The 23,741-nt window shown below is 63.6% G+C and carries 21 protein-coding genes; 11 read left to right on the forward strand and 10 right to left on the reverse strand.

Annotated elements, in window-relative coordinates; genetic code table 11:
• Positions 1–2 precede the first annotated feature (2 nt).
• The 3 genes from QA637_RS10120 (at position 3) to QA637_RS10130 (ending at position 5,977) form a co-directional block, all read left to right on the forward strand.
• On the forward strand, positions 3–3,230 hold the full coding sequence (locus QA637_RS10120; protein ID WP_283061314.1) for an efflux RND transporter permease subunit: 3,228 nt from the start codon (positions 3–5) through the stop codon (positions 3,228–3,230).
• Positions 3,231–3,463: 233 nt separating this feature from the next.
• On the forward strand, positions 3,464–4,540 hold the full coding sequence (locus tag QA637_RS10125; protein WP_153441404.1) for a diguanylate cyclase domain-containing protein: 1,077 nt from the start codon (positions 3,464–3,466) through the stop codon (positions 4,538–4,540).
• A gap of 360 nt (positions 4,541–4,900) precedes the next feature.
• The gene (locus tag QA637_RS10130; protein ID WP_153441403.1) at positions 4,901–5,977 is read left to right on the forward strand and encodes a diguanylate cyclase domain-containing protein; all 1,077 of its coding nucleotides are present in this window, start codon (positions 4,901–4,903) and stop codon (positions 5,975–5,977) included.
• Positions 5,978–6,254: 277 nt separating this feature from the next.
• Here the strand turns inward: QA637_RS10130 and QA637_RS10135 are convergent, their stop codons facing one another.
• From QA637_RS10135 to QA637_RS10165, 7 genes are all read right to left on the reverse strand, one after another.
• Positions 6,255–6,944: a glutathione S-transferase family protein gene (locus tag QA637_RS10135; RefSeq protein WP_153441401.1), complete on the reverse strand. Its 690-nt coding sequence runs from the start codon at positions 6,942–6,944 to the stop codon at positions 6,255–6,257.
• Positions 6,945–6,974: 30 nt separating this feature from the next.
• On the reverse strand, positions 6,975–7,556 hold the full coding sequence (locus QA637_RS10140) for a VOC family protein (RefSeq protein WP_153441400.1): 582 nt from the start codon (positions 7,554–7,556) through the stop codon (positions 6,975–6,977).
• A 59-nt stretch (positions 7,557–7,615) separates the two neighbouring features.
• On the reverse strand, positions 7,616–7,777 hold the full coding sequence (locus QA637_RS10145; RefSeq protein ID WP_283061318.1) for an acyl-CoA synthetase family protein: 162 nt from the start codon (positions 7,775–7,777) through the stop codon (positions 7,616–7,618).
• Positions 7,758–8,921, reverse strand: coding sequence for a phenylacetate--CoA ligase family protein (locus tag QA637_RS10150; RefSeq protein WP_234887015.1), 1,164 nt, complete (start codon positions 8,919–8,921; stop codon positions 7,758–7,760). The genes QA637_RS10145 and QA637_RS10150 overlap by 20 nt, the downstream gene beginning before the upstream one ends.
• 2 nt (positions 8,922–8,923) lie before the next feature.
• Positions 8,924–9,721: a citryl-CoA lyase gene (locus QA637_RS10155; RefSeq protein ID WP_153441399.1), complete on the reverse strand. Its 798-nt coding sequence runs from the start codon at positions 9,719–9,721 to the stop codon at positions 8,924–8,926.
• A 27-nt stretch (positions 9,722–9,748) separates the two neighbouring features.
• The gene (locus QA637_RS10160) at positions 9,749–10,561 is read right to left on the reverse strand and encodes a class I SAM-dependent methyltransferase (RefSeq protein ID WP_283061320.1); all 813 of its coding nucleotides are present in this window, start codon (positions 10,559–10,561) and stop codon (positions 9,749–9,751) included.
• 91 nt (positions 10,562–10,652) lie between these two features.
• On the reverse strand, positions 10,653–11,561 hold the full coding sequence (locus QA637_RS10165; protein WP_153441397.1) for an SDR family oxidoreductase: 909 nt from the start codon (positions 11,559–11,561) through the stop codon (positions 10,653–10,655).
• An 83-nt stretch (positions 11,562–11,644) separates the two neighbouring features.
• Between QA637_RS10165 and QA637_RS10170 the strand changes: the two genes are divergently transcribed.
• From QA637_RS10170 to QA637_RS10180, 3 genes are all read left to right on the forward strand, one after another.
• Positions 11,645–12,220, forward strand: coding sequence for a TetR family transcriptional regulator (locus QA637_RS10170; protein WP_283061322.1), 576 nt, complete (start codon positions 11,645–11,647; stop codon positions 12,218–12,220).
• A 301-nt stretch (positions 12,221–12,521) separates the two neighbouring features.
• Positions 12,522–13,196 carry a glutathione S-transferase family protein gene (locus QA637_RS10175; RefSeq protein ID WP_153441395.1) on the forward strand — a complete coding sequence of 225 codons (675 nt, stop codon included), beginning with the start codon at positions 12,522–12,524 and terminating at the stop codon, positions 13,194–13,196.
• A 71-nt stretch (positions 13,197–13,267) separates the two neighbouring features.
• Complete coding sequence (locus tag QA637_RS10180; protein ID WP_283061324.1) at positions 13,268–14,317, forward strand: aldo/keto reductase; 1,050 nt, start codon at positions 13,268–13,270, stop codon at positions 14,315–14,317.
• Positions 14,318–14,325: 8 nt separating this feature from the next.
• Here QA637_RS10180 and QA637_RS10185 read toward each other — a convergent pair whose 3' ends face one another.
• On the reverse strand, positions 14,326–16,173 hold the full coding sequence (locus QA637_RS10185) for an adenylate/guanylate cyclase domain-containing protein (protein WP_283061326.1): 1,848 nt from the start codon (positions 16,171–16,173) through the stop codon (positions 14,326–14,328).
• Between the two features lie 291 nt (positions 16,174–16,464).
• On the opposite strand from QA637_RS10185, the gene QA637_RS10190 reads away from it, so the two are divergent.
• On the forward strand, positions 16,465–16,869 hold the full coding sequence (locus QA637_RS10190; protein ID WP_153441392.1) for an antitoxin Xre-like helix-turn-helix domain-containing protein: 405 nt from the start codon (positions 16,465–16,467) through the stop codon (positions 16,867–16,869).
• Positions 16,866–17,555, forward strand: coding sequence for an RES family NAD+ phosphorylase (locus QA637_RS10195; protein ID WP_153441391.1), 690 nt, complete (start codon positions 16,866–16,868; stop codon positions 17,553–17,555). Before QA637_RS10190 ends, QA637_RS10195 begins: the two co-directional genes overlap by 4 nt.
• 3 nt (positions 17,556–17,558) lie before the next feature.
• On the opposite strand, the gene QA637_RS10200 is transcribed toward QA637_RS10195, so the two are convergent.
• Positions 17,559–18,245: a TetR/AcrR family transcriptional regulator gene (locus tag QA637_RS10200; RefSeq protein WP_283061327.1), complete on the reverse strand. Its 687-nt coding sequence runs from the start codon at positions 18,243–18,245 to the stop codon at positions 17,559–17,561.
• Positions 18,246–18,479: 234 nt separating this feature from the next.
• Between QA637_RS10200 and QA637_RS10205 the strand changes: the two genes are divergently transcribed.
• The 3 genes from QA637_RS10205 to QA637_RS10215 are packed head-to-tail and all read left to right on the forward strand — an operon-like array spanning position 18,480 to position 21,401.
• Complete coding sequence (locus QA637_RS10205; protein WP_234887021.1) at positions 18,480–19,457, forward strand: efflux RND transporter periplasmic adaptor subunit; 978 nt, start codon at positions 18,480–18,482, stop codon at positions 19,455–19,457.
• A 7-nt stretch (positions 19,458–19,464) separates the two neighbouring features.
• Positions 19,465–20,706: an ABC transporter permease gene (locus QA637_RS10210; RefSeq protein ID WP_153441388.1), complete on the forward strand. Its 1,242-nt coding sequence runs from the start codon at positions 19,465–19,467 to the stop codon at positions 20,704–20,706.
• On the forward strand, positions 20,703–21,401 hold the full coding sequence (locus QA637_RS10215) for an ABC transporter ATP-binding protein (protein WP_153441387.1): 699 nt from the start codon (positions 20,703–20,705) through the stop codon (positions 21,399–21,401). The genes QA637_RS10210 and QA637_RS10215 overlap by 4 nt, the downstream gene beginning before the upstream one ends.
• A gap of 81 nt (positions 21,402–21,482) precedes the next feature.
• Here QA637_RS10215 and QA637_RS10220 read toward each other — a convergent pair whose 3' ends face one another.
• On the reverse strand, positions 21,483–23,477 hold the full coding sequence (locus QA637_RS10220; RefSeq protein ID WP_283061328.1) for an acyltransferase family protein: 1,995 nt from the start codon (positions 23,475–23,477) through the stop codon (positions 21,483–21,485).
• Positions 23,478–23,741: the final 264 nt, after the last annotated feature.

Below are 23,741 nucleotides of genomic sequence, written 5' to 3' on the forward strand. Positions count from 1 at the left end.
CCATGATCTCCGAGATCTTCATCGATCGTCCCCGTTTTGCCGCGGTCATCTCCATCGTCTTGACGCTCGCCGGGCTGATCGCGCTCACCGCGCTACCGATCGCGCAGTTTCCCGATATCGTGCCGCCGCAGGTGAGCGTGACAGCCAGCTACCCGGGCGCCGGCGCCGAGGTGGTCGAGTCGACCGGGGCGCAACCGATCGAAAGCCAGATCGTCGGCGTCGACGACATGCTCTACATGAAGTCGACGAGCGGCGCCGACGGCTCCTACACGCTCACGGTGACCTTCGCCGTCGGCACCGATCCGGATATCGCCACCGTCAACGTGCAGAACCGCGTCTCGCTCGCCGAGGCGAGGCTCCCCTCCGAAGTCAGGCAGACCGGCGTCAGTGTGCGCAAGAAATCCTCCGCGCTGATGCAGGTGATCGCCATCTATGGCGAGGGTGAGAACACCAACTTCGACAACCTTTTCCTGTCGAACTACGCCACCATCAACGTGATGGATACGATCAAGCGCGTGCCTGGCGTCGGCGACGCCTCGCTCTTCGGCGCGCAGGATTATTCGATGCGGGTCGTGCTCGACATCGACCGGCTGACAAGCCTCGGCATGACGCCGACGGACGTGATCAACGCCCTGAAGGCCCAGAATATCCAGGCGGCGATCGGCCGCATCGGCGCCCAGCCGATGACGAACGATCCCCTCTTCCAGTTGAACCTGCAGACCCAGGGGCGACTCACCGATCCGGCGCAGTTCGAGAATGTGGTGCTGCGCGCCGAGCCCGACGGCTCTTTCGTGCGCATCCGCGACGTCGCCAAGGTGGAACTCGGCGCGGCGAGTTCAGATTCGAGCGCCCGCTTCAATGGCAAGCCGGTCGCGATGATCGGCACTTATCTGGCGCCCGGCGCAAACGCGCTTGAAGCCGCCGAGGGCGTCAGGGCCGCACTCGACCGCCTGGCGCAAGCCTTCCCGGAAGGCCTCACCTACAAGGTTTCCTACGACACCTCCGAATTCGTGGAGGCGAGCGTCGAAAACGTCGTGCACACGCTGGTCGAGGCCTTCGTGCTTGTTATCATCGTGGTCTTCCTTTTCCTCGGCAACTGGCGCGCGACGCTGGTTCCGCTCGTCGCCGTTCCGGTGGCACTCATCGGCACCTTCGCGGTGATCCTCGCCATGGGCTTCTCGCTCAACACCGTGTCGCTGCTGGCGCTGGTGCTGGCGATCGGCATCGTCGTCGACGACGCGATCGTCGTCGTCGAAAACATCGAGCGGGTGATGGAGGAAAATCCCGGTATGCAGGCGCCGGAGGCCGCGCGCCTTGCGATGGGCGAAATCACCGGCGCGATTGTCGCCATCACCCTCGTGCTGCTTTCCGTTTTCGTCCCGGTCGCCTTCATCCCGGGCTTGAGCGGTCAGCTCTTCCAGCAGTTCGCGGTCGCCGTTTCGGTATCGATGGTGATCTCCGCCATCAACGCGCTCACTTTAAGCCCCGCGCTCTGCTCGATCCTGTTGAAGCCGCATCACGGCGAGAAGCGCGGCGTTCTCGGCTGGCTGTCGCGCCGCATCGACAACGGCCGTGACGGCTATGTCTATGTCGCGGAAAAGATCGCGCGGCGCGCCATCATCGGCCTCGTTCTGATCGCGGTCGCGATCGGTGCCACGGGCTGGCTGTTCCGCATCGTGCCGACCGGCTTCCTGCCGAGCGAAGACCAGGGCATGTTCTTCACGGAAGTGCGCCTGCCCGAAGGCGCCTCTTACAATCGCACCAATGTAGCGCTGCGCCAGGTCGAGAATTTCCTCCGTGGCATCGAAGGCGTGCAGGACGTGACCAGCGTCGCCGGCTACAGCTTCCTCGACGGCATCTCGAAGTCGAACAGCGCCTTCGCAGTCGTCACAATGAAGCCCTTTGCCGAGCGCGAGGCGGTCTCGGCCTCGGTCAACAGCGCGGTCGCGACGGCCATGGCCAAGGGCGTGACGATCCGCGAGGCACAGGTTTTCGCCTTCAACCTGCCGCCGATCCTCGGGCTCGGCACCGGCTCCGGTTTCGAATATCAGCTGCTCGACCTGCAGGGCCGCCCGGCGGCCGACATCGCCGCGACAGCCGGCGGGCTGATCATCGCCGCCAACCAGAACCCGAAGCTCGGGCCGACCTTCACCACCTATTCGGCAAGTTCGCCGCAGCTCTATCTCGACATCGACCGCGACCGCGTGCAGGCGCTCGGCGTCTCGATCAGCGATCTTTTCGCGACGCTGCAAGGCACGCTCGGCTCTTACTATGTCAACGACTTCAACCTTTTCGGCCGCAGCTGGAAGGTGAACCTCCAGGCGGCCGAGGCCGACCGCGATTCCGTCAACGACATCCAGCGCCTGCATGTGCGCAATGCTTCGGGCGGCATGGTGCCGGTCGCGTCCATCGCGCGCGTCGACTATATCGTCGGCCCGCAGTCGATGGTGCGCTACAACAACAACCGCTCGATCACGCTCAACGGCCAGCCCGCCCCCGGCGTCTCCTCGGGCGAGGCGCTGCAAGCGATGGCCGCCCTTTCCGCCACCACGCTGCCGCCGGGCTTTAGCTACGAGTGGACCGGCACCGCGTTGCAGGAACTCGAGGCCGCCGGACAGACGACGGTGATCCTGGCGCTCGCCGTGCTCTTCGCCTACCTCTTCCTGGTCGCGCTTTATGAAAGCTGGACCATCCCGATTCCGGTGCTCCTGTCGGTGGCCGTCGGCGTCGCGGGCGCCCTCGTCTCGGTGCTGATCGCCGGCCTCTCCTTCGACATCTACGCCCAGATCGGCCTTGTCGTGCTGATCGCGCTCGCCTCCAAGAACGCGATCCTGATCGTCGAATTCGCCAAATTCCGGCGCGAGAAAGGCGCCGGCATCGTCGAGTCCGCCGTCGAGGGCGCGCGTACCCGCTTCCGCGCGGTGATGATGACAAGCTTCGCCTTCATCGTCGGGTTGATTCCGCTGGTGACGGCGCAGGGCGCCGGCATGCTCAGCCGCCGCGCCGTCGGCACCGGCGTCGCCGGCGGCATGCTCGCCGCCTCCCTCCTCGGCATCTTCATCATCCCCGCCCTCTACGTCGTCTTCCAGTGGCTGCGCGAACGCGGCCATAAGCTCGCCGGGCTGAGGGAGCACGGAACAAGCGTACCGCCGGCGGTAAGGGAGGCTGCTGAGACGCGGGACGAGCATGGCGACGAGACGCGCCCCCATGCGTCGATCGGGCAGGATTGAGGGGCAGTCGCGGCCAAAATCCCCACAACCCCAAACATTCTCCCTATTCCTTTCACCCGCCCTTAACGCGCGTTCGCTTACTTTCGGCTGTTCGATCGGATGCATCAGGCATCGTTCCGTCCGCATCACGCGGGATCGAAGATCCTTGCCGCCATTTTTCCGATCCGAGGTTTCCGCTTCATGCGTTCCCTCCCCGTCGCGCATCAGACGCTTTTCTTGAAAGGTGCCGCACCATGGCTGTCGTGAGCCCTTCGCCGAAACATATTGCGCAGCAGATCCGCCGGGATGTCTATTACAATGCCTTCGCAACGCTGGAGCGGCTGCAGATCGATGCCTCGCCGGTCAATTACGAGCTGATGTGCGAAATCATCAGCGGCAACAATCCGGAACTGCGCGAGAAGTTCGCGCGCCTCGGCCGCGACGTGACCGAGGAGGATCTGGATGTCTTGGCGCGCATGTACCTGCCGCACCATTTCGGCCAGTCGAAGGTCGAGGAGTCGACCACCCGCATTCAGAGCGAACTCTCGACTTTGAAGGAGTCGCTGCAATCGGGCCACAGCTCCCTTTCGAGCTATTCGACCATGCTCGGCCAGGCGAGCGGCAATTTCTCCTCGATCGATCCGGGCGATACCCAAAGGATCCAGTCCGAGCTGCAGGCGATCCGGGCGGCGACCGACATCCAGCGCTCGAAGAGCGACGAGATGCTGGAAAGCGTTTCGACCCATATCTCGGCGGTGACCGCGATTACCGGCGACCTCGACGAGTTCGAGCGGGCGAAGTTCACACACGCCGCCACTAATCTCGCCAACCGGCGCGGCTTCAACCGCAAGCTCGCCGAGCTTTACGGTGGCGAGCGCTATCCGGACGGCGCGGCCCTCATCCTCTGCAATCTGCTGGCGCTCGAACCCTTCGAGAAGAAGGAACTGATCAAGCACAAGGAAGCGATCCTGCAGCGCCTCGGCTCCGTGGTCTCGCAGACCATCCACGCCACCGATTTCGCCGCCTGGCTCGACCGGCCGCAGATCGGCATTCTCGTCGGAACCACCAGCGAAGCGGAAATCCAGCGGGTCGCCGAGCACATCCGCATGAACTGCCTGCGCGCCTTCAGTGGTCAGCGACCGGGCATGCCCGCCGTCACGGCCCATTTCGGATGCAGCACGACCTATGACGCCGACACGGCGGCGAGCCTCTTCATCCACGCCGAAACGGCGCTCGAAACCGCCACCGAACAGGCCGACGAAGCCGTCGTCTTCTTCCTGGACAGCAAGGCTGGCGGCCAACGCAAAGACTGGTCGCTCTACAAGCGCTGACCTTTCTGCCCTCACCACGCGTTCATTCGCGCGGCTCCCCTTTTCAGACTGCATCTTCCCTGACCGGATCGGTCGAGGGCAGTTACTGCTGTTTCACAGCCGCGATCGCAAACTTCGGGACCGCTTTGCCGTTTCCGGCCGATTATCGTTTGCTAATTCACCAGTCATTAATGGACGAGAGCTTACTCTAGGTTGTCCGACGGGACGCGGTCGCGTCAATCAAATCGCATGAATGGCGGAGTCGGACGCGATACCACTCGCTGCTGCATATCGATACGAGGCTCCGGCCCCCCGCGTACCTGTCCGACCGTCGTCCCAGGTGCATTTGCCTGTGACGCTTCATGCGAAAGGCGCTGCACCATGGCGATTGCGAATTCCTCCCCGAAACAGCTTGCGGATCAGAGCCGCAAGGAACTCTGCTACACCGTTTTTGCCACGCTGAACCGGCTGGAGATTCATGCCTCTCCGGTCAATTACGAGCTCATGTACGAGATCATCAGCGGCAGCAATCCGGAGCTCCGGGAGAAATTTGCCCGCCTCGCCAAGCCGATCGCGGAGGAAGAGGTCGATGCACTCGCACGGGCCTATCTGCCGCATCATTTCGGCAAGTCGCTCCTCGACGAATCCACCAACCGCATCCAGAGCGAGCTTTCGACCCTGAAGGAGTCGCTGCAATCGGGCCACAGCTCGCTCTCCAGCTATTCGAGCCTGCTCGGCCAGGCGACCGGCAAGATCTCTTCGATGGACCCGAGAGACACGAAGTCGATTCAGTCCCACCTGCAGGCGATCCGGCAACTGACAGAGGTGCAGCAGTCGAAGAGCACGCAGATGCTCGAAAGCGTTTCGACGCAAATCACGGCCGTCGCGGCCATTGCGAGCGACGTCGAGGAATTCGAGCGCACGAAATTCACCCACCTCGCCACCAACCTCGCCAACCGCCGCGGCTTCAACAAGAAACTCGCCGAACTCTATGGCGGCGAGCGTTATCCCGAAGGCACATCGCTCATCCTCTGCAATCTGCTGGCGCTCGAACCCTTCGAGGCCAAGGAACTCGTCAAACTCAAGGAAGCGATTTTGGAGCGGCTCGGCTTCGTCGTGTCGCAGATCGTGCAGGCGACCGACTTCGCCGCATGGCTCGACCGGCCGCAGATCGGCATCCTCGTCTGGACGAGCGCCGAAGCGGAAATCCAGAAGGTGGCGGACCAGTTGAAGAAGAGCTGCCAGAGCGCATTCGATAACCGCCAGCGCCGCATGCCGGTGGTCCTCGCCCGCTTCGGGTGCAGCACCACCTTTGACGCCGGCACCGCCTCGGAACTGGTCGGCCACGCCGAAAAGGCCCTGCAGACCGCCACCGAAACAGCGAGCGACCGGGTCGTGTTCTTCGCCGGCAGCGAAGGTGGCGGCACCCGCAAGGACTGGATGCTCTATCGGAAGTGAGGCTTGCGTGCGGCGCAAGCGAGCAAAGCGACGGCGCGATTCTGGATCCTCGGGTCAAGCGCTACAGCGCCGCGCGTCCAATCGGACGCGCAAAGGTCTCTGTAGCGCTTTGAATTGCTGCATGATTTTGTCCTTAAATCGATTCCGATTTAAGGAATCATGCAGTAGGATGACCGAAAGAGAAGGCCCGGCGGCAAAACAACAATGCGTCGTGCTTATGCGAACCCGCAGCAAACCACCACAATGCGCTGGTTCAACCTAAGTACGCTCTACCCTGTCACCTCTGACCGCGCACATAACTAATGTAGCTGCGAACGTCTGCCGCCGGCTCGCTATAGGCGCTGCCGAGCGCCTCCTCCATCGACGCCATATAGGTCTTCGCCCAATCCGGCAGCGGATAGTCGATCACCGCGAGGAACTCGAGCGTCGCAGCAAGCCTGATGTCGGCGATCGAGGGTTTTGCGCCGCCGATGAAGGACCTGTTGCCGATAAAGAACCTGTGGAACACCTCGAGCGGCTCTGCCAGCGCCTCGGTCGCGGCCATACGCGCATGCTCCTTCGCCACCGGGTCGGCATCGCTGTAGCCGACCTCGCCCGGATATTGCGGGAAGTTGAGCGCCGGATAGGTGGCGCGGGCGAGATAGGGATAGAAAGTGCCGATCAGGTAGAACATGGCGCTGTCGATCATCGCGCGCGCCTCGGGGTCTTTCGGATAGAGGTCGTCGAGGCCGTTCTTGTTGCAGAGATACTGCATGATCGCACAGCTTTCCCACAGCGCCCCCATCGGCAGGTCCCTCATTTCGATCATCGGCGTCAGATGCGACGGCGCCTTCGCCAGATATTCGGGCGTACGCGTCTGGCCGAAGACGTCGGTCTCGTTGAAATCGAGGCCCGCCGCGCGCATGAAGACACGCGCCGTCATGTTGTTGACGCTGGGCTTGATCACGTTGAGCTTGATTTCAGGCATGATTGCTCCTCCCTTTTGGTCCCACTCTCATCAGTAAGGGTTCTTCGGCGTCCGATCCTCCGACAGCGAGCCCCGCGTCCGTTCGGTCAGCGCCTCGATGGCGTCGGCAAGGTGCACCTCGGCGATGTTGTAGTCGCCGCGCGCCACTCGCACCTTGTGCGCCTCCATCAGTACCTCGGCGTGGGTGTGGCCGGCCGGCGGCTCGAAACGATAGGAGGCGAGTTCGACAAGCAGCCCGAGCGGATCCTCGAAATAGATCGAATCCATGAAGCCGCGGTCCTTGACCCCGCTGTGCCGGATCTCCCGCTCATTCAGGCGCTCGACCGCCTGCTGAAACGTCGCACGCGAGACGGCAAAGGCGATGTGGTGCACGCAGCCGATGTCGGTCGAGGTCCGCTTCGAGTCGGGCTTGCGGTTCTCGTCCGTGAAGACGGTGATCAGCCGGCCGTCGCCCGGATCGAAATAAAGGTGACTTTCCGTCGCCCGGTCGAGGTTCGGCTGCTCGAACACAAAGGGCATGCCGAGCAAGCCTTCCCAGAAATCGATCGAAGTCTGGCGGTCCGCGCCGACCAGCGTGATGTGATGAACCCCTTGCGATTGCAGCTTTCGCATCGTCATCCTCCCGTTTTTTTGCTTGGCGGCGCGTCGACGCAAGCCGCACAAGTCTGATCTTACTCCGCTCTCTGCACCAGTTTCGACTTGTATTCGCTGCGCTGAAGCGACCCCCAGGGCAGGATCTCCACGCGCGTCGAGACGACCAGCACCTCGCGGATGCGCTTCTCGATGCTTATGGCGAGCCCCGCGCGGCCTTCGCTATCCTTGCCGAGTTCCACCGAGACCGGCAAGGGCGGCCTGTCGCGGCCCCCTCGCTACGGGCCTCACCAGGATCATGCCGCTGACGGCCGGCGCAAATTCGCTGACCACGTCGCGGATGGCCGAGGGAAAGATGTTGACGCCGCGTACGATGAGGAGGTCGTCGGTTCGGCCGATGCAGCGCACGCGCGGCGCCGTCCGCCCGCAGCGGCAGGGCGACGTCCACATCTCCACGTGATCGCGTGTGCGAAACCTGAGCATCGGCGCCGCCCGGTGCTGGAGATGCGTCAGCACCAGTTCGCCGCGCGCGCCGTCCTCAAGCGCGACGGGCGCGGCGGTTTCCGGGTCGACCAGTTCGGCATGGACGACGCCGCGGCCGCCGAGATGCATGCCGCATTGCTCCTCGCATTCGCCCCAGAGCGACACGCCGATATCACCGATGCCCATCGCCTCGGTAACCTTCGCACCCCACGCCTCTTCGAGCCGCGCCCGAAATTTCGGCTCGCCGCCGCCGGGCTCGCCGGCGACCAGCAGTCGCCTGACGCTCGATCTCTTCAGATCGAAGTCGCGCTCCGCCGCCCATTCCGCGAGATAGGTCGCATAGGAGGGCGTCATTACCGCGGCCGCGGGCCGCAAAAGGCGGATCGCCGCCATCAGCCGCTCGGTGTGTCCAGTGCCAACCGGGATATGGCACAGGCCCAGCCGGTCGAAGGCGGCGAGCGCTGCGCCGGCCACGAACGGGCCGGCGTTGTAGGTGGAAACGATCGCCTCGCCCGGCCGGATGCCGGAGGCGGAATAGCTGCGCGCCGAGGTCGTCACCCAGTTGTCGAGGTCACCCGCCGTCAGCGGAATATAGCTCGGCGTCCCGGTCGTTCCGCTGGTCGAATAGATCCGCACAATCTCGCTGATCGGCGCGGCCACATGCGTTCCCATCGGATCGGCCGCGCTGCAGCTTGCGCGGATTTCGCTCTTCTCGGTGAGGGGCAGATCGACGATGGCGGCGAGACCGCCAATCTCGGCAGTGGTGTGGAAGCCGGCGGTCTCCAATTTTGTCCGATAGAAGCGCGAACGGGCGAGCAGATATTCGATCTGTTGTCGATAGAGCGCGTCGTCGAGCCGGACTTGCTCGCGCCAGGGCAGCGTTTCGATCTCGGGATCAAGCATGGTCAGCCGCCCCCCTCCTCTTCGTCTGTCCTGTAGGTAACTGATGCCTCCGCCGCCGACGCCATGGCGAAGCCGATCGGGTTTACCCGCTCTTCCGTCAGGTGCGCGAGAATGCCGCCCGCCCGGGCGAGCAGCGGGATCGCCTTGACCATCGTCACCGGGAACCCGAGGTCGAGAAGCACGGCGGCGATCGGCATGGACACGTTCATCACCAGCGGTTTACCCCAGACTTCAGCGGCGGTCGTGCGGGTAAGCCGCGCAAGCTTCACATGCGTGCCGCTCACGCCGCGCTCATCGGCAAGTTCGAGAATGCGCTCGGCGCGCGGATCGACGGGACGGTGCACCGGATGGCCGAAGCCCGGCAGCTTGCCGTCCGCCTCGCGAATGTCGGTGACCAGCGCGCGCACCGCAGCATCGGCATCCTCGCCGGCAGCGATGCGCGCTTCGGCCTTCACCAGCAGCGCGCCGCAGAGCTCGGCGGTTCCGACCAGCACCGGCCCGCAGCCGAGAAGACCGGCCGCCAAGGCGCCCTGAAGCGAATCCGGGTCGGCCGCGAGCGTCATCCGCGCCGCCTGCACGGTCGGCATCATGCCATGCTCGGCTATCGCGATCAGCAAGAGGTCGAGAAAATAGCGCTGGTCCTCCGTCGGCTCCCGGCCGGTCGTCAGCAGATGGAAGTATTCCGTGAACGTCAGCCGCCCCATCAGGTCGCGGCAGAGATCGCGGCCGCGCACCTCGACCCGATCCGCACTTACCGTTGAGATCCGGCTCGTCGCCGCACGCTGTTTGCCGATTTGCATACGTTCCTCCGGCCGCATGAAACTGCGCTAACGGCTAGCCGCCACGACATGGGCCCTGATGCGCCCGTCGATTGCGCCTTCGCCATAGCGCTGGTGAAGGGCGTCGGTTGCCGCCCGCGTCGCCCCGCCGAGGCCTGAAGGATCGCGCGCCTCGATTTCGTTTCTGAGCGGCGACCCCTGGCAGAAACCGGTCGCGATCTCCTCGGCCGAAAGCGCGCCGTATTTCTTTTCCAGCGTCTCCAGCGTGATGTTGCGGAAACCGGCCGCCTCCAGGTCGGCGCGGATTAAGGCGGGGTCACCATAGCCATGCGGCGTTCTCGCGAGGAATCGCGGCGGGTCGGCGGGAAAATGCGCGGCCAGCGCTTCCGTCACCACGTGCGCCAATTCGTTCGTCTCGATCGCGTCCCAGACATTGAAGAGGAAATAGCCGCCCGGCTTCAGGACGCGATGGGTCTCTCGGTAAGCCTGCACCCTGTCCGGGAAGAACATCACGCCGAATTGGCAGAAGACGACGTCGAAGCTCCAGGCTTGGAATGGCAGCGCCAACGCATCCGCCTGTCGCCAGGTGATGCGCGGATCGTCCCCTTGCTTTTGTGCCGCGAGATCAAGCATCGGCTGGTTGAGGTCGGTCGCGACGAGCCGCGCGTTGGCGTCCATTTGCGGCGCGAGCGCGCGGGTGACGACGCCGGTTCCGGCCGCGATCTCCAGTATGTCGTGGGGTTTCAGCCGGGCCACGCGCGCGGCAAGATCGCGTGCATAATCCGAGAAGATAAGCGGCACCAACAGTCGATCGTAGAGCTCCGGTATCGCCCCCGCAAACACCTTGTCGATTTCCGCCATCGTGCCTGCCCTCCCGTCAAACAGATGTCGAAGGCGCGATCATACGCCGGTCGAGGGGAGCGCGGAAGGTGGTGGTCAGACGTCGATGGCCTTATCGATATCCCGTCGCGTCCGCCGGTTTGCCGGGATCCATCACCTCGTCCATGTAGCGCCAGCAATCCGGCCGGGAGCCGTCGATATCGGTGAAGCCGTAGACCTTGGCAAGGCCGCCGCTCGAAAGAGACTTGCCGTTCCACCGGGCCGTGTCCGGGTCGGCAGCGAGTGCTGCGACCGCGCGGCCGACGAACTGCGGCGTCTCGGAGATGACGAAGTGCGGCTGCTTCTGAGCCGCGTCGCGCCAGTTGGCCTCCGTGACGCCGAAAGCCTCCAGCATCATTTCCGAGCGAAGCCAGCCGGGGGTCAGCGAAACCGCCGTCGCGCCGTGCGCCACAAGATCCTTCGCATGCGCCCAGGCCATCCTGTTCGCCGAGACCTTGGCGAGATCGTAGAAGGGCGAGAGCCGATAGTGTTCGGCATTGTACTCCGCCGTTCCGTCCGTCACCTCGACGAGAAGACCACCCGGCCGCTCGATCATCAGCGGCAACGCGTAATGCGCGGTGATCAGGTGCGTGTCGATCGCAAGCCTTAGTATCCTCAGCCCGTTTTCGAGATCGTGGTCCCAGACCGGCTTGTTCCACTCGAACAGCCGCTCGCCGCCCCAGATATCGTTGACGAGGATGTCGAGCCGGCCCCGTTCCTGGCGGATGCGGTCGACGAGCGCCCTCACCTGCTCCGCCTGCAGATGGTCGACCTGGACTGCGATCCCGACGCCGCCTGCCGCTGTCACTCGCTCCGCCGTCTCCTCGATCGTCTCGGGCCGTTGGTACTCCGATTGCTCCGTGCGCGTCGTCCGCCCGGTGACATAGACGGTCGCACCCGCTGCCCCGAGTTCAACCGCGATTCCGCGCCCGGCGCCGCGCGTTCCGCCGGCCACAAGCGCCACTTTTCCCGTAAGCGACATCGCTTCCTCCCATCGAAATTGATCTGGCATTTGGCGTGAGCTCTATATATAAACGCTTATTCGGTTATAAATAAAGGTCCAAAATGCCTCGCCCCAAAACCTTGCCCGACGAAGACGTGCTCGACATGGCGCTCGCGATCATGCGCAGGCAAGGGCCGGACGCGTTGACCTTCGCAGCGCTCTCTGCCGGCTGCGGCCTTTCCGCCTCGACGCTGGTGCAGCGTTTCGAAAGCAAGACCCGCCTCATCCAGGCGGCGCTCTCGCAGGCCTGGGACCGGCTCGACCGCCTGACACTTGAGCTGGCCGAGAGCACACCGAAGGCGCCTGAAGGCGCGGTGGCGCTCTTGGTCGGCCTTTCCGGCGATTATGGCGGCATCGAATCCTATGCTGACGATCTCATGATCCTGCGCGAGGATCTGCGCGATCCGGCGCTCCGCGCCCGTGGCGCGCACTGGCGTGGCGTGCTGTCTGACGCGATCGATGCGCGCTTCGCCGGCGTGCCGGCCGCCCCCGCCGGCATCGGCCTGATGATGGCCTCGCAATGGCAGGGCGCCCTTCTCTGGTGGAGTTTTGACCCGCGCATGCCGGTGCAGGACTACGTCCGCCAGAGCCTCGACCGCTTCGTTGCCGCGTTCACGGGATCGTCTTCGGGGCCATGACGGCGTCGGTTCTCTCTTCATCTTCGTACTCCACCGTCATCCTCGGGCATGACTCGAGGATCCAAGCACAGGCAGCCGACAACACGTCGCGAGCCCGAAGTGGCGGCTGGATTCTGGATCCTCGGGTCAAAGCCCGAGGATGACGGAGCAAGGGGAAGCCGCGGATAAAAGCAGCCGAAGCCCTAGTTGCTCACGGCGAGACGCGCCGCGGCTGGAACCCTCCGGCTCCCCTTTTTCCCACCGCGATTGCGCCCTATAGTCATGGCGCGACGGCATCGGCCCGAAGACAAGGGATTTCGACATGGCGCTTACCCTCTATCTCCATCCGCTCGCCTCCTTCTGCCACAAGGTGCTGATCGCGCTCTATGAGTCCGGAACACCCTTCGAAAGCCGGCTGGTCGACCTAGCTGATGCGGACGAGCACGCCCACTTCCTCGATCTCTGGCCGGTCGGCAAGATTCCGGTTCTGCATGACGACGCCCGACACCAGACGGTGCCGGAAACCTCGATCATCATCGAATATCTTGAGCGGCACTACCCCGGCAGGAGGCCGCTTATTCCGCTCGACGCCGCGCAGGCCCTCGAAGCGCGGCTCTGGGATCGCTTCTTCGATCTCTATGTCCAGGTGCCGATGCAGAAGATCGTCACGGACAAGCTGCGGGCGATGGGTGAAAATGACCGGCGCGGCGTCCTCGATGCACGTGCGGCACTGCCTGTCGCCTATGACATGCTTGAGCGGCAGGTGGCCGACAGGACTTTCGTGATCGGCGAGAGCTTCACGATTGCCGATTGCGCCGCCGCCCCCGCCCTCTTCTATGCCGGCATCGTCGTGCCTTTCGACGGCACGCATCCCAATCTCGCCGCCTATTTCGAGCGGCTGCTCGAGCGCCCCTCTTTTCAGCGCACGCTCGCGGAGGCGCGACCTTACTTCCCCCTGTTTCCCTACCATGACGCGATTCCCGCGCGCTTCCTTTGACGTCGCGCGCTGTGTGACATCATGCGACGGAATGCACAGGACGCTGTCGAAAACCACGGAAGGATCGGGAAATGGAATACCGTCTGCTCGGCCGCTCGGGCCTGAAAGTCTCGACGATCACCATGGGCACCATGACCATCGGCGGCGAAGGGAAGTTCGCCCAGGTCGGCAATGTCGGCCTCGACGAAGCCCGCCGCTATGTCGACCTCTGCCTCGATGCCGGCGTCAACCTGATCGACACCGCCAATATCTATTCCGCCGGGGCATCGGAGGAGATCATCGGCGAAGTCCTCGGCGGCAAGCGCAAGAACGGCGTGCTGATTGCCACCAAGGCGCGCTTTTCCATGGGCCCCGGCCCGAACGACGGCGGCCTCTCGCGCCATCACCTGATCAGCGAATGCGAGGCGAGCCTGAAGCGGCTGAAGACGGATGTCATCGACCTCTACCAGGTGCACCAATGGGACGGCCAGACGCCGCTCGAAGAGACGATTGCCGCGCTGGACACGCTCGTCAACCAGGGTAAGGTGCGCTACATCGGCTGCTCCAACTATTCCGGCTGGCACATCATGAAGGCGCTCGGCGTCAGCGCCCACGAGCATCGCCAGCGCTTCGTCAGCCAGCAGATCCACTACACGCTCGAAGCGCGCGAGGCCGAATACGAGTTGATCCCGATCGCGATCGACCAGAGCCTCGGCGTGCTCGTCTGGAGCCCGCTCGCCGGCGGACTGCTTTCCGGCAAGCACCGGCGCGGCCAGACGCCGGAAGGCACGCGCCAGCTCGCCGGCTGGAACGAGCCGCCGATCCGCGACGAGGAGCGGCTTTGGAAGATCGTCGACATGCTGGTGGCGATCGCCGCCGAGCGCGGCGTCTCGCCCGCGCAGGTGGCGCTCGCCTGGCTTATCGGCCGCAAGGGTGTGACCTCCGTCATCATCGGCGGGCGCAAGGAGGAACAGTTCCGCGACAATCTCGCCGCCGCCAGCCTCAAGCTTACCGAGGAGGAGCGCGAGCTGCTCGACGCCGTCAGCCTGCCGCCGGTCATCTACCCCTATTGGCACCAGCTATGGACAGCCAAGGATCGCCTCGGCGAGGCCGACCTGTCGTTGCTCGGGCCGCATGTTTAAAGGGCGTCCTACTCCGCCATTTTCAGAAGCTGCGCGTAGCGCGGATGGGAGCGGATGGAATCGAGATCGGTATCGTTGCGGAACCAGGCGCGAAGTTCCGGAGAAACGAACGGCAGAGACTGTTCCAGCAAATCGATGGCCTGGTCCTGTTCTCCAAGCAGCGCATAGACGCAGGCGATATTGTAGCGTGCGTGCGTATCCTCCGGATCGATCGTCTTGACCCGCGCGACCAATTCCAGCGCACGATCGCGATCGCCCATCACCGCGCATGCGCACGCGCCGAGTTGGGCGGCGTCCGAGCTTTCCGGATGCTGCACCAAGCTCCGCTCGACGCGCTCGAGGCCGATCCTGCTTAGCCTTTCCTTCTTGTCGAGCTGCCCGAGGTGATCGAGCGCGTTTCCTGCAAGGATCGGAGAGCGGTAGTCGTCGGGTCGGATTTCGGCGGCGCGCTCGAAGTGCGCGACGGACTCTTCAAAATTGCGCCGGACAAAACAGTGGCGTGCATAGAAGTAGTGAGCCTCGTGGGAATTCGGATCGAGCGCAAGCGCGCGCTCGAAAGCAGCTACCGCTTCCTCATGGCGTCCGATCGTCGAGAGCGCGTAGCCGTGCGATGCGTGCACCTCCGGCAGATCGGGATCGAGCTCCAGCGCCTTGGCGCAGGTCTCAAGAAGCGATTCCGGCGGAACATGCTCACCGTGGAATCCGCACAGGAAGGAATCGCAGTCCGCGATACCGGCGTAGGCACGCGCAAAACGCGGATCGAGTTCCGCCGCGTAAGTGAACATCCGCCGGGCATGCTGCAGGGATGCCTTCGTCATCGTATAGAAGAGCTCTCGCCCCTTGAGGCAGTAGTTATAGGCCTCGACACTCGCCGTGACAGGCTGTTCGATCGCCTTCCTTTCTTTGGGTAGCAGCCTGATCTTCAGTTGCGTGACGATTGCCTGCGTGATCTCGTCCTGGATGTCAAAAATGTCCGTGAGGTCCCGATCATAACGTTCGGCCCAGACGTGCCGTCCGTCGCTGCCATCGATCAATTGCCCGGTGATGCGGACGCGCTGGCCCGCCTTGCGCACGCTTCCTTCCAGCAGGAAGCTGACGCCGAGTTCGGCCGCCACGCGCTGCGCGGTAACCCGCGTGCCCTTGTAGGCGAAGACCGTGTGCCGGGCGACGACGGAAAGGCCGGAGATTTTCGAGAGATCCGTGATGATATCCTCGGTGATACCGTCTGAAAAATACTCCTGTGCGGGATCATCGCTCATATTGTTGAACGGCAGGACGGCGATGGACGGCTTTTGCGCCACGGCCGGCACCCGATCAGACCGGTCGCTTGCCGCTTGCGGAGCATCAAGAACGACGTTGTACACCCGGACCGGCCGCTCGATGTTCTTCAGGAGCTGTTCGCCGGCATCCTCGAAAATCAGATCGAGCCGGTTGCCGACATGCTCGCGCACCGCGGCCGACACCGCCACACCACCTGGTTTCGCGAAATTCTCGATCCGAGCCGCGATGTTGACGCCGTCGCCGAAGATGTCGTCGTTCTCGACGATCACATCACCGATGTTGACGCCGATGCGAAACTCGATCCGCCGGTCCACCGGCACGGCCGAATTGCGCGCACGCATCCCCTGCTGGATCTTGGCCGCGCAATCGACGGCGCTCACCACGCTCTCGAACTCGACCAGCATGCCGTCGCCGATCAGCTTGACGATGCGCCCCTGATGGTCCGCGACCATGGCGTCCACCAGCTCCGCCCGGTGCGCCGTCAGCGCCGCGAGCGTTTCAGCCTCGTTCGTTCCCATGAGGCGACTGTAACCGGCCACGTCGGCCGAAAGGATCGTGGTGAGGCGACGCTTCATCGAAAAACCTCTCCTTCCGAGAGATGAAACTTATCAGGTTTGAACCCGGAACGGCACCAGATTTAGGATTGCGTTCTTGCTCACGCCCCGAGCAGGCGCGGCGATGCATGTGCGGCTGCCAAGCACGGCCGACCGGGATGCGGTCAGTCCGGGTGACGATGGCGACCGACAACGTACACCACCCGTCAAGTCAGTTGGGGCGCCACAACCGACTTGGCGATGAACTCGCCGCCCCTTGAAATGCTCTGTTGATATCATATGATATAGATGAGCAAATCAGAGGAGACGATCATGTCCAGCCCGCAGCCCGCAATAGTCCCGGATCGGGGCGCGGCGAAACAGGAAGAAGCCGTCATCGTCAAGGCGGTGGTGCGCGCCTGCGAGTTCTGGAAGCTGACCAACAAGGAGTCGGCCGAGCTCTTCGACGTGCCGATCGCCACCTGGAACCGCATGAAGGCCGGCGACTTCCGGGGCAAGCTCGACCAGGACAAGCGCACGCGCGCGAGCCTGATCGTCGGCATCTTCAAGGGACTGCGCCTCTTCTTCAACGGCCCCCTCACCTATGATTGGCCGAAATCGGCCAATACCGGCCCGGTTTTCAACGGCAAGACGCCGGTCGCCACGATGATCGAGGGCGGCATCCCTCAGATGCTCCGCGTCCGCCGCTATGTCGACGGCCTGCGCGGTGGGCTATGATCCCCGAAATCGACTTCACCGATCCCGCCACCGTCCGGCTGATATCCACCGCCTATATCGACGAACCGGCGGTCACTCCGCTTTGCGACAACGAGGATGAGATTGAAATCCTCAACCGGCTGGAGGCGCAGACCTCGGCACGGCTGAGTCCCGTCGCGCTGCCGTCGGGCGTCAGCCCCGCCGAACTGCTCAACGAATCCTTCGGCTATGGCTGGTCGCTCATCAACGCCGCGTTCTGCCATGCCCGCCCGCCGGGCAACCGCTTCAATGGCGAGGAGCGCGGCGCCTGGTATTGCGCCTTCGGGGCGCTCGCAAGCGAGACCTGCCAGGCGGAAATCATCTTCCACCGTACGCGGGCGCTCCGCGACGCCGGAAATTTCAACGACCTCGGCCATTATCGGGAACTGATCGCCGGTTTCCTCTGCCGCTTCCATGACGTGCGTGGCGAAAGGGGTGCGGCCTATCTCGATCCCGATCCGGCGATCGCCTATCCGGCCGGCCAGGCGCTCGCCGGCACCATCCTCGCCAAGGGAGGCAACGGCGTGATCTATCCCTCGGCCCGCCACCCCGAGGGCGAATGCCTCGCCGTGTTCCGCCCCTCCGTCATCCAGAACATCCGCCAGGGCCGCACGATAACCTTCGAATGGACAGGCTCGCCGGCGCCCCGCATCTTGTCCCAGATGTAAGGCCTAGGCGGCGAGAAACGCACGGGCAAAGCCCGGTTCCGTGACCTGGATCGATCCTTCGGGGAGCTTCAAGGTCCGCTCTACGGCCAGACCATAGCTTTGCATCCAGCTATCGAGCATGGCCGCCGCGCTCTCGACGTCGCCGGCTTCCGCCTGCTGCAGGGCGCGGTGCATGACCTTGGCGACACCCAGTCGTAGGTTAAGCAGCATCAGCGCCATCGCTTCGGGATCGGGCGCATCGAGGCTTCCCTCCTCTTGGCCACGCCGCAGGATTTCGGTCATGAACGGCAGGGTGACGGCGGTCAACGCCTCGTCGATGCGGTGGTAAAGCACGATGTTTTCCGGCTTGAACAGCGCATTGAAGGTGTTCTTCAATTGCGGGGCCATGTCCACCTTCATGCGCCGGGAGCTGGCAAAAAGCGCGTTCAGGCGGCCAACGGCGTCGAGCGATGGATCTTCGAGAAGCGGCCGCATTTCGTCCAGGCTCTGGCGGGCCATTCGCGCCGCCACCGCCTCCAGCAGCGCCTCTTTCGACGCGAAGTAGTGGTAGAAGGCACCCTTGGACAGGCCCACCTCCCGGATGACGTCATTGACAGTCGTATTCTCGTATCCGTGTTCGAAAAAGAGACGCTGCGCGCAATCGATCAGCTCATTCGTTCGAACATCCGGCGATTTTTTAATTCGAGCCATCGGTCGTCCTGGAATGGGAGCGTTAGCGATATCGGGCCGCGCGAAACCCGCAGTGGAAGTATGACTTGATAATAGACCGACGGTCGGTCTATTACTAGAGTGCGTCTGCGTTAAAGTGGAATGCTCCAGATCAAAGTCTTCTGCGCCGTTTGCGCGTTTAGATCGGCAAGGCGCAAGGCATTCGGGTTCGTGGAGAGATTCGTGCGGTTGAAGCGTTACGCAATCGGTATTGCAATGGCCGCGGCGGTGGGTGCGGCGGCTTATTGGTACATCTCCCGTCCGGCACCCGTGACCGTGGTCAAGCCCAAGCGTGGCGATGCGGCCGAAATCGTCTATGCGAGCGGCGTCGTGGAACCTCGCATCTGGGCCAAGGTTACCCCTACCGTGCGCGAGCGGATCGTCGAACAGTGCAATTGCGAGGGGGAGCGCGTGGAAAAGGACCATGTGCTCGCACGCCTCGACGACACTGAGGCGCGCGCCACGCGCGGTGAACTCCAGGCGCGGCTGTCGCTGGCGCAGGAGGAGTATCGCCGCAAGCTCGCGCTTTCGGCACGCAACACGGCCAGCGTCCAGGAGGTCGACAGGGCCCGTACCGAAGTGGCGCAATTGGAAGCGCTGGTGGCCGCCCAGCAGGCGCGGCTCGCGAATTACGTGCTGCGCGCGCCGAGCGCCGGCCAGGTGCTGCGCCAGGATGGTGAGATCGGCGAGGTCGCGGAGCTCGGGACCGTGCTCTTCTGGGTCGGCGAACCGAAGCCCCTGATCGTCACGGCCGAAGTGAACGAGGAGGACATCCCGCGCGTCGAGGTGGGCCAGCGGGCGCTGCTGCGGTCCGACGCGTTTCCCGGGCGTGAGTTGGAGGCGGTCGTCGACATCATCACGCCGAAGGGCGATCCGGTGACGAAGACCTACCGCGTCCGCTTCCGCCTGCCCGACGACACGCCGCTCAGGATCGGCATGTCCACCGATGTCAACGTGATCGTGCGCCAGTCGCCGGACACGTTGATCCTTCCCTCGGGCGCCATCAGCGGCAAGCGTGTCGCCGTGGTCGAGGGAGGTGACGTGCGCTTGCGCGAGATCGAAACCGGCATACGCGGCACGGGCGGCGTCGAGGTACTTTCGGGACTTGAGGAAACGGCACAGGTCATCTCCCCCTTCCCCGCCGAGCTTGCCGAGGGCACGCGCGTGACCATTGCGGGAGGCAGCGGGAACTGAGGCCATCATGCATCTTATCCTCGATATCGCATGGACGCACATCGCCGGTCGCGGACGCCAGACCGCCGTCGCGATAGTCGGCGTGGCGGTCGGCGTCGGCTTCTCCATCGCGATGGCGGCGCTGATGCAGGGCGGCCAGGACGATTTCGTCCGCCAGCTCGTCGACACCATGCCGCATGTCGAGGTCAGCGACGAACAGCGCTCGGCGCGCCGGCAGCCGGCGGAAGACGTCTTCGAGGTCGCCGCCATATCGGGCTTGCGGCCGCGCGACGACCGCCGCGGCATCATCAACCCGACGGCGGCGCAAGCGTGGCTCGAGGAATGGATACCGGGACGGTTCGCCGCAACGCTCCACGCCGAGGGCGTCATCCGCTATTCCGGCCGCGAGGTGGGCGCCGTGGTGATCGGCATCGATCCGGAACGGGAAGCAAGCGTCTCGCCAATCGTCGAGGATTTCCGCGAAGGGAGCTTCGCCGCGCTCACCGCCGGCGGCAACAATGTCGTGATCGGCGATACCATGGCTTCGAGACTTGGCGCCGGGCTTGGCGATACCATCACCGCGGTATCGTCCGAGGGTCTTACCCGCAACTTCAAGATCGTCGGGCTGTTTCACACCGGGACCACCGCGCGCGACGAAGGCGAGGCCTATGTGTTGCAGAAGAATGCGCAGATCCTTTCTAACCGGCCGAACGCGATCAACCGGATCAGCGTCAAGCTCGACGATCCGAATGCCGCGCCCGCGATTGCACGGCGCGTCGAGGCGGAACTCGGCTACAAGGCGGTTGCCTGGCAGGAAGCGAACGAATCCATCCTGGAGGCGCTCGTGGTGCGCAACATCATCATGTATACGGTCGTGGCGGCCATCATGCTGGTCGCCGGCTTCGGCATCTTCAACATCATCTCGACCATCACCCACGAGAAGGCGCGCGACATCGCGATCATGAAATCGCTCGGCTTCTCGGAGGCCGACATGCAGCGCCTCTTCGTTCTCGAAGGGCTCGCAATCGGCGGCGCGGGTTCGCTCTTCGGCTGGGCGCTCGGATTTTCCATCACCTATGCGCTTTCCCTCGTGCACTTCGAAATTGCCGCAACCGGCCAGGAAATGACGCGGCTGCCGATCGCCTGGAGCATGCTCCACTACCTGATCGCGACAGCCTCCGCGCTAGGCTCTGCGGCGGTCGCCGGCTACCTGCCGGCCCGGCGCGCGGCCCATCTCAATCCGGTCGACATCATACGGGGCGCGACATGACGAGCCTGATCGAGGCGACGGACCTCACGCGTATTCTCCACGAGGCCGTGCCAGTCACGCTGGTGAGGGATGTCACGCTTAGTATCGGCGAGCGAGAGTTCGTCGCCGTGACCGGCCCCTCCGGATCGGGAAAGTCGTCGCTCCTCTATCTCCTGGGTCTGCTCGACCGGCCAACCGCGGGAACGATCAAAATTCGCGGCCGTGATGCTGAACCGCTGAGCGAGAAGGAGCGCGCCGTGACGCGCCTTAGCAATATCGGCTTCGTGTTCCAGTTCCACTTCCTGCTGCCCGAGTTCACTGCGCGCGAAAATGTCGAGATTCCGATGCGCAAGCTCGCCCACCTCACCCGCGCCGAGATGCGCGAGCGGGCGACAGCACTGCTCTCCTCGCTCGGGTTGGAGGATCACCTCCACAAGCGACCCGACCAGCTTTCCGGCGGCCAGCGCCAGCGGGTCGCGGTCGCCAGAGCGCTCGCCAACGATCCGCCGCTCATCCTCGCCGACGAGCCGACCGGCAGCCTCGACAGCAAGAGTTCGGAACAGGTGTTTACAATCTTGGAAGCGCTCGTCAACGAGCGCGGCAAGACGGTCGTCGCCGTCACGCACGACCTCGACATGGCCGCCCGCATGCATCGGCGCATCCATCTCGTCGATGGCCGGATCAGCGAGGAAGAAGGCGCCAAGCCGGGACTTTAAACAACGCGCACGATACCAGCGTGCAGCCGACAATGCGGTCCGGTCCCGCTCGGTACCCTCCTCAATAGAGCGGCCGTAGCCCTACTCCGTCCTGACCCCGCCGTCGACAGTTTCGCCGAAGATCGCGCGTTGAAGGCGAGCCGCAAGAGATTCCGCATAGGGCGCGGCGATGTGATGACGATCGCGGAACGTCAATTTCCCGTCGATCACGGCGGGGCAAGTGGTTTTGTTGCAGAAGAGATCGATGACGTCGACATAGGACGCATGCCCCGCTTCCGAAACGACCTTTCGTTCCGCCGCCGGAATCATCTCCTCCACGGCCTCGCTGCGCGGTGTGTCGCAAACGCTGGGGCTCTCGTCCTGCCACAGGGCGCGCGCAACGCATTTGTCCAGATAGGACTTGTGCAACGGCCCGTCCCGAAGCACGACGACATCGCTGCCGGTGTCTTTCAATGTCTGGACCGTGCGCTTGATGCCCTTCGCCCATTCGCCGACGTCGATTTGGTAGCTCGATATGTAATTGATGTCGTTTTTGACGTAGCTGGAGGAATATTGCGAAAGGATCACGACATCCGGCTTCAGCGAGGCGATCTCGCCGAACACCAGCTTCCTCCACTGGTCGCACTCGCTGTAGTTCCGTGCCAACACCGAGTTCCAGGTCGTGACACTTGCCGCTGGGCATGACGACTTCAGATAGGTGACGAGCCGCCAGCCGTTGTTTTCGGCAATTCGCTTGAGCGGCGTCGACCAGTGGTCGGCATGGGAATCGCCGAAGAGAACGATGGTCTTCTTCGGATTCTTGGCGCCGAATTCACAGGCCTTTGGCGCAATCTCGTCCCTTTCGAGCACGCAGGCCGAATCGAATTCCCGCGCAGCCGATTTCCGCTCGGCGCTTTTGAGGACCTGTTGTTGCTCGGAGTCGAGGTTGAAGCTCGCCAAAGCTGCGCTTCCGTAGGCAACCGTCGCTCCCGTCGCCGTGAGCAGCGCAGCGAGTCCCAGCGACCGGCTCGTCTTGGCCGCCAGCCAGCCGCTGTGGCGCACCGGATTTTCGATGAAATGGTAGCTCAAAAGCGAGAGGACGAGCGTGAGCGCCAGGCACAGGAGCCGCTGGGCGATGGTCAGGTCCGGCTCAAGGATTCCCGCATAGACGATGACCGGCCAGTGCCAGAGATAGAGGGAATAGGAGAGCTTTCCGATCTCCTGGAACGGCTGAAGGGCGAGAACGGACCTCGGTCCGATGCGGCTTTCATGCGCGCCGCTGAGAAGCACCATCACCGTGCCCAGCACCGGCGCGAGGGCAATCGAGCCCGGAAAAGGAATCTCTTCCGTGACGGTCAGATAGGCCGCCGCGATCAAGGCGAGCCCCAACCAGCCGAGCGCTGGCGAAAAGCGGAACCGCCTTGCCCACTCCTGCGGGACCGCCATCGAAGCCAGGCCACCGGCGGCGAATTCCCAGGCTCTCAGCGGCGAGAAATAGAAAGCCCAGGGCTGAGCAATTGCAGTTACCCGCCAGCTAACAGCAAAGGAAACCGCGGCCACGCCGGCGAGCAGCAGGAACAGACCGCGCTTGCCGGGACGAAGCCGCGCAAGGACCAGGAGGAGCGCGGGCCAGACGAGATAGAACTGCTCCTCGACCGACAGAGACCAGTAATGGATGAAGGGGTTATTCGACGCGTCCGACGCAAAATAATCAACCGTCCAGCGGATGAGCCACAGATTGATCATATAGGACGAAGCAAACAGCGATCCTTTCGAATAGAACTGCTGCTCGGACGGCGAGAGAATGAAGTAGCCGAAAAGCAGCGTCAACAGGATGACGAACAATGAGGCCGGCAGCAGGCGGCGGGCGCGCCGACCGTAAAAGCGCCAGAGATTGACCGTGCCGCTCCTGGCAATCTCCTGCTGCAGATGCCGGGTGATAAGGTATCCGGATATGACGAAGAAGATATCGACGCCTACGAAGCCGCCGGGCAGGCCGGTCATGCCGAAGTGAAAGGCGACGACGCCGGAGACCGCCAAGGCGCGCAGTCCTTCGATGTCCGGGCGAAAGGTTCCTGGGGCCGCTTGCATACTCATACCACTGGTTGCATTTCTCTCAGGCGCCCCAGTCATTCATGGCACGAACAGATCTGGAGGCAAACGGTGATTTTGATGCGACGCAGCATCTTGCGCCGCAATGCAGCACGTCGTCGCGGAGGTGATCCTGACCGAAAATGAGGCGGCAATATGGGGCTTTCTTCAATTCTTTCTGAAGTTTGCGCGCTTGCCCGCACGTTTGCGGCTCTGAGGCGACTCAGAGGAACCGGACCATTGCCGTGCAGACGCCCCTCCGTGGCACAC

This window comes from Sinorhizobium terangae (assembly GCF_029714365.1).
GTDB classification, from domain to species: Bacteria; Pseudomonadota; Alphaproteobacteria; order Rhizobiales; family Rhizobiaceae; genus Sinorhizobium; species Sinorhizobium terangae.

Bases quoted from the DNA above. Each gene is read 5' to 3' on its own strand.
- QA637_RS10120 (WP_283061314.1), top strand. From the start codon at position 3: ATGATCTCCGAGATCTTCATCGATCGTCCCCGTTTTGCCGCGGTCATC.
- QA637_RS10125 (WP_153441404.1), top strand. From the start codon at position 3,464: ATGGCTGTCGTGAGCCCTTCGCCGAAACATATTGCGCAGCAGATCCGC.
- QA637_RS10130 (WP_153441403.1), top strand. From the start codon at position 4,901: ATGGCGATTGCGAATTCCTCCCCGAAACAGCTTGCGGATCAGAGCCGC.
- QA637_RS10135 (WP_153441401.1), bottom strand. From the start codon at position 6,944: ATGCCTGAAATCAAGCTCAACGTGATCAAGCCCAGCGTCAACAACATG.
- QA637_RS10140 (WP_153441400.1), bottom strand. From the start codon at position 7,556: ATGCGAAAGCTGCAATCGCAAGGGGTTCATCACATCACGCTGGTCGGC.
- QA637_RS10150 (WP_234887015.1), bottom strand. From the start codon at position 8,921: ATGCTTGATCCCGAGATCGAAACGCTGCCCTGGCGCGAGCAAGTCCGG.
- QA637_RS10155 (WP_153441399.1), bottom strand. From the start codon at position 9,721: ATGCAAATCGGCAAACAGCGTGCGGCGACGAGCCGGATCTCAACGGTA.
- QA637_RS10160 (WP_283061320.1), bottom strand. From the start codon at position 10,561: ATGGCGGAAATCGACAAGGTGTTTGCGGGGGCGATACCGGAGCTCTAC.
- QA637_RS10165 (WP_153441397.1), bottom strand. From the start codon at position 11,561: ATGTCGCTTACGGGAAAAGTGGCGCTTGTGGCCGGCGGAACGCGCGGC.
- QA637_RS10170 (WP_283061322.1), top strand. From the start codon at position 11,645: ATGCCTCGCCCCAAAACCTTGCCCGACGAAGACGTGCTCGACATGGCG.
- QA637_RS10175 (WP_153441395.1), top strand. From the start codon at position 12,522: ATGGCGCTTACCCTCTATCTCCATCCGCTCGCCTCCTTCTGCCACAAG.
- QA637_RS10180 (WP_283061324.1), top strand. From the start codon at position 13,268: ATGGAATACCGTCTGCTCGGCCGCTCGGGCCTGAAAGTCTCGACGATC.
- QA637_RS10185 (WP_283061326.1), bottom strand. From the start codon at position 16,173: ATGAAGCGTCGCCTCACCACGATCCTTTCGGCCGACGTGGCCGGTTAC.
- QA637_RS10190 (WP_153441392.1), top strand. From the start codon at position 16,465: ATGTCCAGCCCGCAGCCCGCAATAGTCCCGGATCGGGGCGCGGCGAAA.
- QA637_RS10195 (WP_153441391.1), top strand. From the start codon at position 16,866: ATGATCCCCGAAATCGACTTCACCGATCCCGCCACCGTCCGGCTGATA.
- QA637_RS10200 (WP_283061327.1), bottom strand. From the start codon at position 18,245: ATGGCTCGAATTAAAAAATCGCCGGATGTTCGAACGAATGAGCTGATC.
- QA637_RS10205 (WP_234887021.1), top strand. From the start codon at position 18,480: ATGGCCGCGGCGGTGGGTGCGGCGGCTTATTGGTACATCTCCCGTCCG.
- QA637_RS10210 (WP_153441388.1), top strand. From the start codon at position 19,465: ATGCATCTTATCCTCGATATCGCATGGACGCACATCGCCGGTCGCGGA.
- QA637_RS10215 (WP_153441387.1), top strand. From the start codon at position 20,703: ATGACGAGCCTGATCGAGGCGACGGACCTCACGCGTATTCTCCACGAG.
- QA637_RS10220 (WP_283061328.1), bottom strand. From the start codon at position 23,477: ATGAGTATGCAAGCGGCCCCAGGAACCTTTCGCCCGGACATCGAAGGA.